The organism is Corallococcus sp. AB030 (genome assembly GCF_003668965.1).
GTDB lineage: Bacteria > Myxococcota > Myxococcia > Myxococcales > Myxococcaceae > Corallococcus > Corallococcus exiguus.
Map to the genome: position 1 here is coordinate 15,304 of NZ_RAWQ01000121.1, position 16,718 is coordinate 32,021.

General features: G+C 69.4%; 10 protein-coding genes. All 10 read right to left on the reverse strand.

Annotation, left to right across the window (positions count from 1 at the left end; translation table 11 throughout):
- Positions 1–83: 83 nt before the first annotated feature.
- Complete coding sequence (locus tag D7Y15_RS26070) at positions 84–4,484, reverse strand: discoidin domain-containing protein (RefSeq protein ID WP_233597092.1); 4,401 nt, start codon at positions 4,482–4,484, stop codon at positions 84–86.
- 317 nt (positions 4,485–4,801) lie between these two features.
- Complete coding sequence (locus D7Y15_RS26075) at positions 4,802–5,470, reverse strand: putative glycoside hydrolase (protein ID WP_120577648.1); 669 nt, start codon at positions 5,468–5,470, stop codon at positions 4,802–4,804.
- A complete protein-coding gene (locus D7Y15_RS26080; RefSeq protein ID WP_169820693.1) occupies positions 5,467–6,024 on the reverse strand; it encodes a hypothetical protein in 558 nt (185 codons plus the stop codon). Before D7Y15_RS26080 ends, D7Y15_RS26075 begins: the two co-directional genes overlap by 4 nt.
- Positions 6,025–6,037: 13 nt before the next feature.
- Positions 6,038–9,349 (reverse strand): hypothetical protein, encoded by a 3,312-nt coding sequence (locus tag D7Y15_RS26085; RefSeq protein ID WP_121754257.1) that lies wholly within the window; start codon positions 9,347–9,349, stop codon positions 6,038–6,040.
- Positions 9,346–10,716 carry a GH1 family beta-glucosidase gene (locus D7Y15_RS26090; RefSeq protein ID WP_121754258.1) on the reverse strand — a complete coding sequence of 457 codons (1,371 nt, stop codon included), beginning with the start codon at positions 10,714–10,716 and terminating at the stop codon, positions 9,346–9,348. Before D7Y15_RS26090 ends, D7Y15_RS26085 begins: the two co-directional genes overlap by 4 nt.
- Complete coding sequence (locus tag D7Y15_RS26095) at positions 10,697–11,692, reverse strand: ABC transporter ATP-binding protein (RefSeq protein WP_120577652.1); 996 nt, start codon at positions 11,690–11,692, stop codon at positions 10,697–10,699. Before D7Y15_RS26095 ends, D7Y15_RS26090 begins: the two co-directional genes overlap by 20 nt.
- Positions 11,689–13,455 (reverse strand): dipeptide/oligopeptide/nickel ABC transporter permease/ATP-binding protein, encoded by a 1,767-nt coding sequence (locus D7Y15_RS26100; protein WP_121754259.1) that lies wholly within the window; start codon positions 13,453–13,455, stop codon positions 11,689–11,691. Before D7Y15_RS26100 ends, D7Y15_RS26095 begins: the two co-directional genes overlap by 4 nt.
- Complete coding sequence (locus tag D7Y15_RS26105; RefSeq protein WP_120577654.1) at positions 13,448–14,431, reverse strand: ABC transporter permease; 984 nt, start codon at positions 14,429–14,431, stop codon at positions 13,448–13,450. Before D7Y15_RS26105 ends, D7Y15_RS26100 begins: the two co-directional genes overlap by 8 nt.
- A 2-nt stretch (positions 14,432–14,433) precedes the next feature.
- Positions 14,434–16,077, reverse strand: a complete 1,644-nt coding sequence (locus D7Y15_RS26110; RefSeq protein WP_121754260.1) for an ABC transporter substrate-binding protein — start codon at positions 16,075–16,077, stop codon at positions 14,434–14,436.
- Positions 16,074–16,718: glycoside hydrolase family 16 protein (locus D7Y15_RS26115; protein WP_148139228.1), on the reverse strand; the 645-nt coding region annotated here is incomplete at its 5' end. The genes D7Y15_RS26115 and D7Y15_RS26110, both read right to left, overlap by 4 nt.

Sequence of the window (16,718 nt, forward strand, 5' to 3'; positions counted from 1 at the left end):
CGGGCGCTCCGTTGGGTCGTAATGAAAAAGAAAGAGGAGCGGCCATCACTCCGGCCGCCCCTCCCCTATCTCAAGTCCTCACCCTACTTCGTGAAGGTGATGGGCCCCGAGGACAGCGTGGTGTTGTTCGCGCCGTCCACCGCGCGCACGCGCCACGTGTGCGAGCCCGTGGACAGACCGTTCAGCGTCGTCTGCTCCGTGCCCACGCCGTACACCTCGAACTCCCACAGCGAGTAGCCGTACGCCGTCGCGCGCTGCACGCCGCGCATGCGCACGTAGCGGCCCACGCCGGCCACCGTCCAGTCGTCGATGCCGCCGTCGCCGGTGTCCACCGTCCGCAGCGCCGTCCAGTTGGTGGAGCCGTCCAGCGACGACTCCAGCACGTAGCGGCGGCCGTAGGCGGCCTCCCAGTTCAGCACGATGCGCTTGAGCGAGTAGATGGCCCCCAGGTCGACGGTGATGGACTCCGTGTCACCCGTGGTCGCCGTGCCCACGCTGGACCAACGCGTCGCCAGGCTGCCATCCACCGCGTCGTTCGCGCTGCCGAACTCCACGGACGTGGCGTAGGCATTCTTCCCCCGCGCCAGGTTCGTGCCCGCCGGCACCGGCGTGCTGCGCAGGATGGAGGGGGTGCGGTCCGTGCCGTCCACGATGAGGACGTACTCCGCCACGCCCGCGCCCACGTCCGTCGTCTGCTCCCAGATGAAGCGCGTGGACGTGCCCGGCACCGACTGCCCGGCCGACGGCGACAGCGCCGCGAAGGCCGCGGGCGGCGTCGTGTCGTTCAGCGTGAAGGTGAACGTCGCGGACTGCGTGACGCCGTTCGCCCAGTTGAACGCCTTCACGAACCAGGTGTGCACCCCGTTCGCCAGCTTCAGTCCGTCCAGCGCCGCCGACGGCGTCTTGGTGATGGCCACCGGCATCGCGCCGCCGTCCAGGTACACCTCGTAACGCTGGATGCCCGTCTGAGGGTCGCTGCTGGCCGCCCAGGTGAACGCCGGACGCGTGCCGGTGATGACCAGGTTGTTTGACGGCGTCAGCAGGTTGAACGCCACGGGAGGCGTCGCGTCCGTCAGGCCGAAGCCCTGGATGCCCGCGCCGTACTGGTACAGCGGGTTGCCGTACGTGGGCGGCACCGGCTGGCCCGCCGCGATCTTCTGGCGGATGGCCGTGCGCTCCGCGTCCGTCGCGCCCAGGTCGAACGGCAGGTCCCACTTCTCCAGCTGGTTGTTCTCCACGTCCGTGCCTATCTGGTTCATGCCGCGCGGCAGCTGCCAGGGCGTCTTGCCCCGAGGCAGCACGTCACCGAACAGCACGTCCGCCACCGCGTAGCCGCCCATGTCGCCCGGGCGGTACGCCAGCATCAGCGCGTTGGAGAGGGGCACCACGTTCGTCAGCACGTACGGACGCGGGCTGATCAACACCACCGTCGTGGGGATGCCCCGCGACTTGAAGCTGTTGATGATGCCGTACTGGTCGCCCCACTTCGCGTCGTGGGTAGGGCCAATCGGGTCGCCCGGCAGGTACGGCTTCTCCTTGTCCCACTCCGTGCCGTGGGTGAAGTAGCTCTCGCCCACCACCACGATGGCCGCGTCCGGCGTCACGCCCGCGGGGGCGTTGTCCTTGTAGACCGTGAGCCCCGCGGCCTCCGCGCGCGCCTTCACCGCCGCGTAGATGGTCGGGTCGCCGAACTCGGTGCCGTGGAAGTCCGAACGCCAGGTCACCATGCAGGACATGTCGTCCGCGCGCGGGCCCGCGATGACCAGCTTGCCGCCCGCCGGCAGGCGGATGGGCAGCGCGCCATCGTTCTTGAGCAGCGTCATGGCCTCCTGGGAGGCGCGGCGCACCGCCGCCTTGCTGTCCGCGGTGTGCCACTGGGACGTGCCGGCCGGGCCCTGCTTGTACGGATCCTCGAAGATGCCCAGGCGGAACTTCAGGTCCAGGATGCGGCGCACGGAGTCGTTGATGCGCGCGACGGGGACTTCGTTCTCGAAGTTGGCCATGGCCTGCGGCGTCGCGCCGCCCATCACGTCCGAGCCCGCCGTGGCGGAGCGCACCCACGAACCCGACGGCAGCCAGTCCGAGCAGATGACGCCGTCGTACTTCAGCTGGTTGCGCAGGTAGTTGAGGATGCCCGGGTTGTCACCCGCCCCGTAGCCCTCCGGCCCCAGCAGCCAGCTGCCCGCGTAGCCCGGCATGATGCCGCTGGTGCCCGCCTCGATGGCCGCGTGCCACGGACGCATGTGGTAGTGGATGGTGGTGCCGTCGTAGGTGATGCCCGCCTCACCGCCAGCGCCCTGCCCCGGCCAGTGCTTCGTCGTCACCCAGATGGAGCTCGGGTTCACCTCCGGACCGCCCTGGAGGCCCGCGATGAGCGCGCGGGTGATGCCCGCCGCCAGGTCCGCGTCCTCGCCGTTGCCTTCCTGCGTGCGCGGATACAGGACCTTGGTGTTCACCTCCGCCAGCGGAGACAGCGTGCCGCGGCTGCCAATGGCCAGCTGCTCGCGGCGCTGGATGTCACCCATCTCGTAGATGGTGTCCAGGTCGCGCGTGGCCGCCAGCGCCGGCTGCGTGGGCCAGCTCGTCTTGTAGCCGTGGATGGAGTCACCCGCGTCGATGTGCGGGATGCCCAGACGCGTGGCCGCGGACGCCTTCTGGAACATGGGGATGTCCGTGGGCGACAGGGGCCCCATCTGGAAGCCGGCTTCCGGGTACGTCTTGGCGTCGTAGAACATCTGCAGCGCCTTCTCGCGCAGCGTCATGCGGCCCAGCAGGTCGTTCACGCGCACGGAGATGGGGTTGTGCCAGTCCTCGTACGGCTCAATCGTCCCGTTCTTGTTCAGGTCGCGCACGCCGTTGACGAGGTTGACGCCGTCCGCCTGCGTCTCCACCACCGGCAGGTACACGCTGAAGTTGCCGATGTCCGAGCGCGACGTGGTGCCACCCGACAGCGTGGCCACCACGTACCACTTGTACGTCCACCGGTCCGGCAGGTCCTCCGTGAAGGTGAAGGACGTGCCCGTCTGCGACGCCACCTGCGTGTAGCGATCCAACAGGTTGCCCGCCGCCATCCAGTCGTAGTCGTTGCGCGTGAGGTTGACGTAGACCTTGTAGTTCGTCGCGCCCGTCACCGTGGCCCACGACAGCGTGGGACGGCGGGACGCGGTGATCATCGCGTTGTTGCCCGGCGCGGACAGCCGGAACGCACCGGCAACAGCCAGCGGCGCGGGCGCCACGTACGGGTCCGGGATGATGGTGGGGTCGCGAGGGTCCGTGGGGCCATTGCCCGTGGAGAAGATCTCCACGTTCCAGTCCGCGCCCTGCACCGCCAGCGCCGTGACGGACTGCGCGCGCTGCTGCACGCCGTTGTAGTCCACCACCGCCAGGCGGATGTCCGTGTTGGGCTGCGTGGGGGAGAACTGGTTCTTCGACAGCGTCACCGTCGTGTTGGGCGGGAACGTGAGCTGGTAGGTGAAGGGCCCGGGCGGGTTGCGCACGGACGGCGTGGTGTTGCCCTCCTCCGGCACCGGCGTCACCGACAGCGGCGCGGGCGATACGTTGATCTTCGCGTACGCCAGCTCCGGGAAGTTCAGCTTGATGGTCTGGTTGGTGGTCTGAGTGGGGGGCGGCGTGGTGCCCCCGTTCTGGTAGACCTCGAAGGACCACAGCGAGTAGCCGTAGCCCGTGCCGCGCTCCGTGCCGCGCATGCGGATGTAGCGGTACGTGCCCGACACGGGGATCTCCCGGCGGCCAATGGCGCCGTTGGTCACCGTGTTGAGCGTCGTCCAGCTGCTGTCGTTGTTGGAGCCGTCAATCGTGTACGTCTTGCCGTACGCGCCCTCCCAGTCCAGCACCACCTTGCCCACCACCTGGGACGACCCCAGGTCCACGCGGATCCACTGCGGATCCACGCCCTGCGCGGAGGCCCAGCGGGTGTTGATGTCGTTGTCGAACGCGAAGCCCGGCTGGAGCCCCGCGGCGTCCGCCTCCACGCTGGACGCGGTGGCCGGACGGTTGCGCGCCAGGTCCGTGTTGGTGGGAGGCGGCGTGCCGCCCGTCTCATAGACGGCGAACTCCCACAGCGAATAGCCATACGCGGGCAGCGCGCGCGTGACGCCCTGCATGCGGACGTAGCGGCCCGTGGTGCCGGCCGGCAGGGACAGGTCGTCCGTCGCGCCGTCGCCGGTGTTCACCGTCAGCGCGTCGGTGAAGGTGGTGTTGTTGGTGGAGACCTGGATTTTGTAGACCGTGGCGTAGGCCGGCTCCCAGGTGAGCACCACGCGCGAAATGGTGCGCGTCTGGCCCAGGTCCACGGTGATCCATTCGTTCGCCGTGAAGCCGCTGGCCCAGCGGGTGCCACCGTCGCCGTCCACCGCGTACTGGCCCAGGAATGGAGCCTCCGCGGAAGAGGTATAGGTGGTCTTGTTCAGCGCGACGTTCGTCTGCGCGCGGGCGTCGGACGCGCCCAGGAGGGACACCAGCATGAGCACCGTCGCGAAGGCCTGTAATAGCCAGACGCGCGGTGCTTCACGGAGACATGGGCTTGCGCCCCTGCTTGACAATTGCGGCAAGGATTCAGACATTGGGGGACGACTCCTTGGGTAGGAACACCGTGACGCGCGTTCGCACGCACCGCCAGGACGCGCGGCGGACGCAAGGGGACTGCCCGGCTGAAACAACTGCAGCCCTGCCCTGGCGACACCGCACGCGGGGGCGTGACGGCGGCGTCAAGACAAGGCTCGGGCGCTCCGGCTGTCACACGGCGACAGCCGGCCCGCCCTTCCTGGCACTGCGTTCCTGCCTAGTCCGCGGTGAAGTACAGGTTGTCGAGCAGGAGGAACTGACCGGTCGTGCCACCCTCGGCCGCGAAGGTGAACGGTGACGACACGTCATTGAGCTTCAGGCCCGCCGCGACGAAGTCCGCGACGGGGATGGCCAGGTGGTGCCACTCACCATCGTTCGCCCAGCCATATTTGGTGACGGTGAGCGGGTTGCCCTTCTCAGCGGTGCCCGTGCCGCTGGTCATGCCGATCTTCACGTTGGCGAAGGCGGCGTCGGACGACTTCATGCTGACGTGGAGCGTCTTCCACGCATCGAAGTTGTGCGTCTGCTTCCAGTGCACGCCGAAGCCCATCCACGGCTTGCCGTTCTGCACGATGCGGTCGGCGGACTTGCCCTCGACGTGGTCGGGGTCCGACTCCACGTAGACGGTGTTCTCGTAGAGGTAGAAGTTGGAGTCGATGTTGTCGAGGATGATCTCCTGCGAGCGGCCCGTCTCGTAGAAGATGCCCACCATCAGACGGGCCTTGCCGGCCTCGTAGGGGAACGGCCCCGGCAGCATGTCCGAGGGCTGCGTCCCGCCGTCGGGGTTCTGGTCGTCCGGCAGCTCCTGGCCTGAGTAGTCCGCCGGGCCCGGATCCGGGCGGCAGGCGGCGAGCAGCAGCAACAGGCCCCACACTGGCTTCTTCATGGCTTCACCGCCCGGTCCGCACCACTGGAGGTCTTCACCATCACCCAGCCGCCAGCCACGGTGCCGCCCAGCTCGACGACGCCCTTGTACGCGGGCGTCACCAGGTCGTAGGCCACCGTGCCGGACGCGTCGTACGTCACCGCGTCCGGGAAGTTGTCGAGCACGGACTGGTAGGCCTTCACCGCCATCTCGCGCGTCTGCGCCAGGCTGCCCTGGTCCGCCAGGCCCCGCTGGTAGATGGCGGCCAAGTTGAGGGCCACGTAGTACTGCGCTTCACCGTACGGCCCGTTCGCGAGCACCGTGGCCCACGAGTAGTAGGCCGCCACGGGGTCCGCCCCGGACTGGATCTGCCACTTCGTCTCCGTGCCCACCCCCGACAGCGCGAAGGGGTTGTTCGGGTCATCCAGCACGGAGGTGTTCGGGTAGATGCCCATCGCCGGGTCGGTGACCGTGAAGGTCATGTCGTCCAGCGACTTGCCGTAGATGATGGTCGGGTCTTCGTAGCAGCCGGACAGCGCGGCCACGGCGGCGGCCAGCAGGAAACCAGTCCTCATGTTGCGTGTTCCCTCAGAGAGAAAGGATGGCATACGCGCCCACCTCGTACTCGCGACCCTTCAGGCCCTCGGTGATGCCCCGATCGTTGAGGCCCTCCGAGTACTCATCCAGCATGCGCACCAGCCCCCGCAGGCCGAAGCGCGTGGACACCGCGCCCAGCACCGGCTTCTTCAAGCCGTAGGACAGGTCCCCGCCCAGCTGCACCGGGTAGGTGAGGTTGAAGACGCGGTGGTAGTCGTACGGACCCCAGTCGTTGAAGCGCAGCTGGGCCGCGAGCAGCAGCGTGTCGAAGAGCGCGGAGCCGTCCAGGCCGAAGCGGTGGATCTGCCGGTTGTCCTCGCCGGAGGACTGCTGGCTGCCCACGTACGCCGTGCCGTACAGGCGCAGGCGCTGGGTGGGGTTGCCCACCAGGCGCAGGGACGTCTCCCACTCATCGCGGGCCACTGGCGCGCTGCCGAAGGCGATGGTGCTGCCGTCCGCGAGGATGGCGATGCCCGCGTCGCGCGACGTGGGCTGGTGCCGGTAGACGATGTCCAGGCCCGCGGCGAACGGCGCGTCCTCGCGCATGTCGCGGTCCCACGACCAGAACCAGGTGCCCGGCGTCGGGTCGAAGGTGATGAGCAGCTCGCCGCCCAGCGTCTCGCGGTTGTCCAGCACGCTGAACGAGTCCACCAGCACGCTGCGCGGACGCACGCCCGCGTAGTACATGCCGGTGCCAGGGTCGTACGCGTCCGAGATGGTGGGGTTCGGCCCGATGAGGGGCCGCTGGTACAGCACGTTGGGCGACACCTGGATGGAACCAAACTGCAACGCCGCGCCCAGCTGACCCGCGTAGTGGTTGCCGCGGCCGCTCTCGCGCAGGCTCCAGCCGGTGATGATGTTGCCCTGCTCCGGCCCGCTGTCCGCGACGAGGCCGCGGAAGGAGGACTGCACCAGCCAGCGCACCGGCCCCATGTCGTAGGTGAGCCGCGCCTTGGCGCCCAGCGTGTCCAGGAACTGCACCTTGTCCTGGAGCACGTCGTAGCCGCTGTTGAGGTAGCTGGGGCCGCCTTCCGGCGCGGCGCGCGTATAGGTGAACGTCTCGCCAATGCGCTGGGGCGCGGAGAGCAGACCGCCCACGTCCAGCACCAGCTTGCCGGTGGCGTACTGGAAGTTGAGCGCCGTCCTGCGCGCGATGCGCTCACGCACCACGGAGGCCGTGGACGACGACGAGCCCTGCGCCAGGTCCTCCTGGTGCACCAGCGTCACGTTCACCGGGCCCACGTTGTTGCGGTACTTCGCCACCACGGAGGGGTTGGCGCCCCAGTACAGCTCCGGCCCGACGGCGACCTTCAACCCATCCATGGCCTTCTTGCCACTGAACACCACGCCGAAGGGCGCGTTGCCGTGGTAGATGTCCAGGTTCGGCCCGTAGTTCGCCTCGCGGTAGAGGTTGAAGAAGTCACCCTCCTCGCCCCAGTGGTAGTGGCCGGTGCGGTAGTAGCCTTCCAGCGCGAAGTCCGAGCGGTCGAACTTGAACTCCGCCTGGTACAGGGCGAAGCGCTCCAACGCGGACTGCTCACGCGCCGGGGCGCCGGGGCCCACCGGGATGTCACCCGAGGTCGGCGTGGAGGGCGTGCCACGGTTCTCGTAGAACAGGTTGTTGAGCCGGTTCTGCGCCACGTTGCCCACGACGTTGAACGACGCGCGGCCGTAGACGCCGCTGGCCGGCTGCAACGCCAGGTCGAAGAAGATGGATTCGGTGTGGTCCGCCGAGCTCTGGTTGGGCCGCACCGTCGCGATGCTTCCGCGCGACAGGGAGCTGTCGAGCAGCAGCCGCAGGTTCGACACCCGCACCGCGCTGAGCTCCTCCGTGCGCGCCAGAGCCACCGACGAGGTGTAGCCGCTGGTGAGCGCGGACGGACGGATGCCCGCGAAGTAGTCGCGGATGGAGTCCGGGTTGGTCGTCGTTGCGTACGGGTCAAGGCGGAACACGGCCTGGAGGACGTAGTAGGCCGTTCGCGGCTGGATGCCGCTGATGCCGTTGGAGTCCGGCGGGCCCAGGGCCGCGATGCCGAACCACTCCTCGTTCATGTTGTTCTGACCGGGGACGAAGTCCGCCGCGTAGCCGCCGTTGGGCCACGTCGCGGTGGTGTCGTGGATGGACAGGTTGGACTCCTGGCCGTGCTTCCACCAGCCGTCCACCCACTGGAACACGAAGCCGCCAATGGCGGTGCCGGACAGGCCCTGGCCGTAGCCCTCCAGGTAGATCTGCTCCCACTGCGTGCGCAGGTACTCCGCCTGCGCCACGTGGTCCTCGCGGCCCGCGCGGGCGTCATAGGCGTCCGCGCCGAACTCGCTGAAGAACACCGGCTTGTTGAGCTTGGCCTTCACCTCCGCGAACAGGTCGCGCGCGGTGGGGCCGCGGTAGACGTTCGTGCCCAGCACATCCAGGTCCTGGCAGTGCTTGGCGATGAGGTCGATGTACTGGAGGTCGCCGTTGGCGATGGACACGGGGTGGTTCGTGTCCCGCTTCTTCACCGTGCGGGCCGCCTCGCCGTAGAGCGAATAGAGCGACTCCGCGCGGGCGGCGTCCTCGTGGCCCGGCAGGGCTTCGATCTCGAACGACGTCCAGTGCAGGCCGTAGTTGTTCTCGTTGCCCAGCAGCCACATCAGCACGCCGGGCACGTCGCGGTAGAGCTCCACCTTCTCCGCCAACGCGCCGAGGATGGCCTTGCGGTGGTCCGGGTTCGAGTAGTCGATGTTGACGACCATGACCCCGTTCACCGGGTGGCCATAGCGTCCCATCAGCGGGTTGAGCAGCGTGTGGATGCCGTAGTTCCGGTAGATGTACTCGACCCAGACGGGCGGGATGTCGTCGAACTGGCGGATGGCGTTGAAGCCCGCGTCGCGGAGCATCCCCATCTCTTTCGCCAGCACCTGCTTGATGAAGTCCTCCGGCTGCGTCCAGAGCGAGTACCGGTAGTTCTCACCGATGGGCGTGTAGCCCCAGTTCACGCCGTGGACGGGGAAGTCCTTCCCGTCCACCTGGAGCTTGAAGCCGCGCTCGTCGTGGATGACACGCGTCACCGTCGTGCGCTTCGCGTCCGAAGACACGACGGCCTGCGGGGCCGGAGCCGCCGGCGCAGCGATGGGAGCGTCCGCGGGCGCCTGCGGCTCGGACGTCGCCTGCCCCGGCACGGGCGCGGCGGCATCCACGGGGCCGGCGGAGGGCGGCTGCGCGGTGGGCGGAGACTGGAGGGGCGAGCCCGCACCGGACACCTGTGCCCAGGCCGGGGCGCCACCGCACAACGCCAGACACGTCGTCAGGAAGAGCCTTTTCAAGCGGCCTGCTCCACGTCCAGGCCGTTCTGGGCCACGACGTCGCGATAGAGATGGGCGCTGTCCTTCGGGATGCGCTGCTGGGTGGCGTAGTCCACCCACACCAGGCCGAAGCGCTTGGTGTACCCGTAGGCCCACTCGAAGTTGTCCAGCAGCGACCACGCGAAGTAACCCGCCAGCTTCACGCCCTGCTCGATGGCGTCACCGCACGCCGCCAGGTGCCCGCGCAGGTACTCCACGCGCTGCACGTCGTGCACGCGGCCGTCCGCGCTGGGGGTGGTGGAGTACGCGCAGCCGTTCTCCGTGATGTAGATGGGGCCCGGCTTGTATTCCTTTTCCAGGTGCACCAGCAGGCGCGTGAGGGAGGCCGGGCACACCTCCCAGTCCATGTCCGTCTTGTCCGGGCGCACGAACACGGTGCGGGGCGCGTTCTGCTCTTCCGGGATGCGGTTGCTGCGCAGGACGGCGCGCGAATAGAAGTTCACGCCCAGGAAGTCGGTGGGCGCGGCGATGGTCTCCAGGTCGCCGGGCTGGATGAAGTCCAGGTTCGGGGACGCGATGCGGCCCGCCTTCACGTGGTCTTCAATCACATCCTGCGGGTAGCCCCGGCCGTAGAGCGGCTCCAGGAACCAGCGATTGAAGCCGCCGTCGAAGTCGCGGGTCGCGTCCGCGTCCTCCGGGCTGGGCGACGCGGGCTCGCCCGGCGTGAGGTTGAGGGTGATGCCCACCTCCGCGTTCTTCACGTTGGCGCGCAGCACCTTCACCGCGTTGCCGTGCGACACCATCAGCGTGTGCGCCGCGGCCAGCATCTTGGACCAGTCCTTGTGGCCCGGTGCGTGCTCGCCGTTGCCGTAGCCCAGGTAGCTGATGCACCAGGGCTCGTTGTGGGTGATCCACCGATTCACGCGGTCGCCCAGGGCGCGGCTGATGACGTCCGCGTACTCCACGAAGGCGTCACCGGTGGCGCGCGCGGGCCAGCCGCCCTGGTCCTCCAGCACTTGCGGCAGGTCCCAGTGGTAGAGCGTGACGAAGGGCTCGATGCCCGCGCCCAGCAGCGAGTCGACGAGGCGCGAGTAGAAGTCCACGCCCGCCGCGTTCACCCGGCCGCGGCCCTCCGGGAGGATGCGCGGCCACGCGATGGAGAAGCGGTAGGACTTCAGCCCCATCCAGCGCATCAGTTCGATGTCCTCCGGCCAGCGGCGGTAGTGCTCACAGGCCACCGAGCCGTCGGACTTGTCTTGGATCTTCCCCGGGGTGGCGGCGAAGCGGTCCCAGATGGACTCGCCCCGGCCGTCCACTCGGGTGGCGCCCTCAATCTGATACGCGGAGGTGGCCACTCCCCAGAGGAAGTCAGGAGGAAACTGACGCATCGGCGGTAACTCCTTTCGGAACTTCAAGGTGGCAGCGGACGAGGTGATTCGCGGCCGGCAGGACGTCGGGAGGCGTGAGGGTGGAGCAGCGCGGCTCGGACACCGGGCAGCGCGGAGCGAAGGGACAGCCCACGAGCGGCGGCGACCCCGTGGCGGGGCGCACCGGCAGCGCGGCCTGGAGGAAGTCGTCCCCATCCGGCACCGCGGACAGCAGCAGCTTCGTGTACGGGTGGCGCGGCTGGCGCAGCACTTCATCCGCCCTGCCCGCCTCCACCACGGTGCCCGCGTAGAGCACGAGGATGCGGTCGGCCAGGTGGCGCGCGCTCGCCAGATCGTGGGTGATGAACAGGATGCCGATGCCGCGCTCCTGCGTGAGGCCGCGAAGCAGCTGCAGCACTCCCTTGCGCGTGGACACGTCCAGCATGGACGTGGGCTCGTCCGCGATGATGACCTGCGGCTCCACCGCCAGGGCGCGAGCCACCGCCACGCGCTGACGCTGGCCGCCGGACAGCTCATGCGGGTAGCGCTTCGCGAAGGCCTCCGCGGGCGTCAGGCCCACGGACTCCAGCAGCGACAACACCCGCGTGCGCAGGCCGGACTTCGGCACCCGGCCATGGCGCACGAGCGGCCGCTCCAGGTGATAGGCCACCGTGTGCACGGGGTTGAGGGATGCGAACGGATCCTGGAACACCATCTGCACCCGGCCGCGGTAGTCCAGCGACGCCTGCGCGCTGCCGTCCGCCAGCACGTCGCGCCCGGCGAGCCGCAGCTGCCCCGCGTCCGGCATGTCCAGCCGGGCCAGGAGCCGCGCCAGCGTGGACTTGCCGCTGCCGGACTCGCCCACCAGCGCGACGATCTCCCCTGGCTGGAGGGAGAAGGACACGCCCTTGAGGATGGGCTTGCGCTCGCGGGAGAAGAAGCCGCCCGCCAGGTAGCTGCGGGTGAGCCCTTCCGCCTCCAGGAGGGGCGCGCTCATCGGTGACCTCCAGGGATGGCGGCGACGCGCGTGGACGGACGGGGCACGGTCAGCTCCGGCGCCTTCTGAACCGGCGGCGGAGCGGCGTCCTTCGCGGACAGGTGCGGGAACGAGGACAGCAGCAGCTGCGTGTACGGGTGGCGGGCCCCGGCGCGCAGGTTGGCGGACGTGTCCACCTCCACCAGCTTGCCGCCCTGGAGCACGCCCACGCGGTCCGAAAGCGCGAGCAGCAGCGGCAGGTCATGCGTGATGAAGAGCATGGCGAAGCCCAGCCGCTGCTTGAGCTCCACCATGCGCTGGAGCAGCTCCTTCTGCACCACGACGTCCAGCGCCGTGGTGGGCTCGTCCATGATGATCAGCCGGGGCTCCAGGGCCAGCGCCAGCGCGATGCCCACGCGCTGCCGCATGCCGCCGGAGAGCTGGTGCGGCCACGCCGTCACCAGGTCCGGCGACAGGCCCACCATGCCCAGCAGCTCCCGCGCGCGGGCGTAGGACGTGGCGCGCGACACGCGGCCGTGCGCCGCGAGCGTGTCGTGGAACTGCTCGCCCAGGGTGAGCACCGGGTTGAGCGCGCTCATGGCGCTCTGGAACACCATGGACACCTGGCGCCAGCGGAACGCGCGCAGGGCCGGGCCCTCCAGCGCGGTGACGTCCATGCCGTTGAAGAGGATGCGCCCCTGCGCGACGCGCGCGGAGGCAGGCAAGAGGCCCAGCAGCGCGGAGCCGATGGTGGACTTACCGCTGCCGGACTCACCCGCCAGGCCGAACACCTCGCCGGGCGCCACGTCGAACGACACCGAGTCCACCACGCGGGAAGCGCCCTTCTCCGTCGCGTAGTCGATGCACAGGTCCTGCACGCGCAGGAGCACGCCCGGTACCGGCTTCTCCAGGTGCGCGCGCGGGGCGGTGCTCGCGGGCAGCGCCGCCGGCTTGTGCACGCGCAGCGAGGGGTTGGTCAGCTCGTCGATGGCGGAGCTCAGCAGCGTGAGCGCGAAGCCCACGAGCGCGATACACATGCCCGTGGGGACGAAGATCCACCAGGAGCGCGTGAGCAGCGCCGCGTCGTTGCCGGCCCAGTAGAGGTTGGTGCCCCACGTCACCACGCTCACGTCGCCCAGGCCCAGGAACTCCAGGCCCACCTGCGCGCCCACGGCATAGAGCGTGTTCCCGATGAACGACGAGCCCACCAGCGACGCCATGTTGGGCAACAGCTCCCGCGACACGATGCGCGAGTGGCTCTCCCCCGTCACCACCGCCGCGGACACGAAGTCGCGCCCGCGCAAGGCCAGAGACTCCGCGCGGAACACGCGAGCGTTCCAGGCCCAGCCCGCCACGGTCAGCACCGCCACCATGCGCAGCGGGCCGGACGGCAGGTACGCGCCCAGCACGATGGCCAGCGGCATGCCGGGGATCACCAGGAACACGTTGGTGGTGAGCGACAGCACGTCGTCCACGCGGCGGCCCAGGTAGCCGGCGGTGATGCCCACCAGCGCGCCCACCAGCGTCACGAGCGCGCCCACCGCGAAGCCCACCGCCAACGTCTGGCGCGCGCCCACCACGGTCTGCGCGAGCACGTCCTGTCCCTGGCCGGTGGTGCCGAACCAGTGCGCCGCGTTGGGCGGCTGGTGCGGCCGGCCCACGAGGTCCGTGGGGTCCATCACGAAGAAGGGCCCCACCACCGCGAGCAGCAGGAAGAACACGAGCAGGCCGCCGCCCACCGCCGCCTTCCGGTGGCGGGAGAGCCTTCGCAGGAAGTCACGCATGGGCGCGGGTCCTCGGATCCAACCAGAGGCAGATGAGGTCCACGGCGAAGTTCGCCGCGAGCACCGCCAGCGTGATGACCAGGAAGAGCCCCTGCATCAGCGGGTAGTCCTGGTTGCGCACGGCGAGGATGAGCAGGTAGCCCGTGCCCGGATAGGAGAAGACGATCTCCGTCAGCAGCGAACCGGACAGCACGAAGCCCACCGCCATGCCGAAGCTGGTGACGTTGGGCAGCAGCGCGTTGCGCGCGGCGTAGCGCAGCATCACCTGGCGGGGCGGAAGGCCGCGCGCGTGCGCCAGGCGGATGGAGTCCGTGCCCAACGTGGCCACCATCGTGTTGCGCATGCCCAGCATCCAGCCGCCCAGCGTGGCCACCACGATGGAGGACGCGGGCAGCACCGCGTGGCGGGCCACGTCCGCGGCGAACGCGAACGACAGCCCCGGCTCCATGTCGTGTCCGTACGCGTGGCGCAGCGGAAACCACCCCAGCACGAAGCCGAAGAGGTACAGCGCCAGCATGGCCAGCCAGAAGTAAGGGAAGGCCCCCAGGAACGCGAGCGCCGGAGCCAGCCCCGAGTCCAGCCACCCGCCGCGGTTCCACGCGGCGAGCACGCCCAGGAAGGACCCCAACACGAAGCTGATGATGACGGCCACGCCCGCCAGGGCCACCGTCCACATCAGGCCCGTGCCGATGACCTCCGTCACCCGCGCGGGAAAGTACGCGTACGACATGCCCAGGTCGCCCTGCACCAGGTGCTTCAGGTAGGTAAAGTACTGGGCGTAGAGCGGCGCGTCCGTGAAACCGAAGGCGGCCTTCAGCGCGCCCATGGCCTCCGGCGCCACCTTGCCCTCGAAGCGCGCGAACATGGCCGCGGCCGGGTCGCCGGGAGCCAGGCGCGGAATCACGAAGTTGAGCGTGAGCGAGGCCCACGCGGCGATGAGGTAGAAGCCCATTCGCCGGAGGATGTAGCGGCCCATGGTCAGCGCTCCCTCGGGGACAGCTGCGTCAGCACCAGCAGGCTGTCGGGCTCCGCGTGCGGCGCGAGCCGCGCGTAGGGGTTCTGCTCGGTGGGGAAGCCCGTGAAGCGCGAGGAGTTGGACTCGCCCCAGGACGGGTTGGGGAACAGCGGGATGGCGGGCGCGGTGGCGGAGAAGCGCTGCTGCACCTGGGACATCAGCGCGTGCTGCTCCTCCGGCGTGCCGGCGCGCTCGAAGCGCACGAGCAGCTCATCCGCCTGTGCGTCGCCCATGCGGTGCCAGTTGGCCGCGGCCACTTCGCCCACCGGCCGCACCGTGCGCGGCGACAACAGCCACTTGTAGAAGTTGTACGGAGTGGGGCCGTCCAGCGACCAGGAGATAGCCAGCTGGAACTCGCCCTTCTGCAGGCGCGTGAACCAGGTGCCGAACTCGTACGTCTTGAGCGTCACGCCGATGCCCAGCTTGCGCAGGTCGCGGCCCACCACCTGCCCCGCCCGCACCCAGTCCGACCACCCGCTCACGACCTCCAGATCCAACGCGAAGGGCTGCCCATCCTTCAGGCGCCGCATGCCGTCCGAGCCGCGCGTGAGGCCCGCCTCGTCCAGGAGCTTGTTCGCCGCAGCCAGGTCGTAGTGCGTCCACGCGTCCTTGGCGACCTCCGCGTCCTTCCAGCCGGTGTACGCGTCGTTGAGGGCGGTGGCGTCCGCGGGGCGGGTGTAGCCATACATGGCCACCTCCACCAGCCGGTCGCGGTCCAGCGCCATGCTCAGCGCCTTGCGCACGCGCACGTCATCCAGCGGCGGGCGCGTGGTGTTGGGATAGAGGAAGACGGTGCTGCCGTAGAGCGGGAACCAGCGCGCGTGGTGCGCGGGATCTCTCGACACGAAGGTGCGGTCCACGGCCGGCACGAAGTTGCCCGCCCAGTCCACCTCCCCCTCCACGAGCGCCATGTTGGCCTGGTCGTTGGTGGGGAACGCGAGGAAGCGCAGCGCGGACACCGCGGGCTTGCCGGGCTGCCAGTAGTGCGGGTTCCTGCCCAGCTCGTAGACCTGGTTGCGGAACAGCGTCACCTGGGTGAACGGCCCGGTGGCCACCGGCTCCGGGTTGGTGAACGTCACCGGGTCCGCGACGTCCTTCCACACGTGCTGGGGGACGATGATCTGATGCGCCAGGTCGCTGAAGCCCGGCAGGTACACGCGCGAGAAGGTGAAGGCGACGGTGCCCTTCCCTTCCGTCTTCACGTCCGTGAGGAAGCGCCACACGCCGCCCGCGTCCAGCGCCGGGTGCTGCTTGAGCAGGCCGAAGGTGTAGACGACGTCGTCCGCGGTGAAGGGCTTGCCGTCGGACCAGAGGACGCCGTCGCGCACATTGAAGCGCAGCGTGAGCTGGTCCTCCGACCACGCGTGGCCGGTGGCGAGCCACGGCACCCACCTGCCCTGCGCGGAGCTGAAGATCTCCATGCACTCGTACACGCCCGCCCGGGTGGGCCAGCGCGCACCGGCGCCCGCGAACAGCGGGTTGAAGTTGCGCACCCACGCGCTCTGCTGCTCCACGGAGACGAAGAGCACGCCCGGCGGCCGGGGGCGCGGCTCGGACGAGCACGCCACCAGCAGCGCCAACGGCAGGAGCGCGCGGGCGAACCTCACTGCGCGGCCCTTTCGTAGACGCGCACGTAGTCCACCTTCATCGTCTGCGGGAACACCGTCTTGGAGTCCGGCGGCCCCACGAACGAGCCGCCCACCGCGATGTTCAGGATGATGAAGTGCGGATGGTCGTAGACCCACTTCCGGCCGGACGGCAGGCTCTTCGGCGTCACCTCGAAGAAGACGGTGTCGTCCACGATGAAGCGCAAGAGCTCCGGCTCCCACTCCACCGCGTAGATGTGGAAGTCCTCGGCGAGCGGCGGCCCGGAGACGGCGTGCTGGCGGCCGAGGTTCGAGCCACCGGAGTAGCCCGGCCCGTGCACCGCGCTGCTGACGACCGAGGGGATCTGCCCCTTGTGCTCCATGATGTCGATCTCGCCGCAGGCCGGCCAACCGACGGAGTCCACGTCCGCGCCCAGCAGCCAGAACGCCGGCCAGATGCCCCGGCCCGTGGGCAGCTTGATGCGCGCCTCGATGCGGCCGTAGGCCTTGCTGTAGCGGTTCTTCGTCGTCAGGCGCGCGGACGTGTAGTCGTTGTTGCCGTAGCGCTCACGGCGCGCGGTGATGGCCAGGTGGCCCTCGCCGTCCAGCGACGCGTTCTCCGCCCGCGACGTGTTGTATTCGTACTGGCCATTGCCCCACCC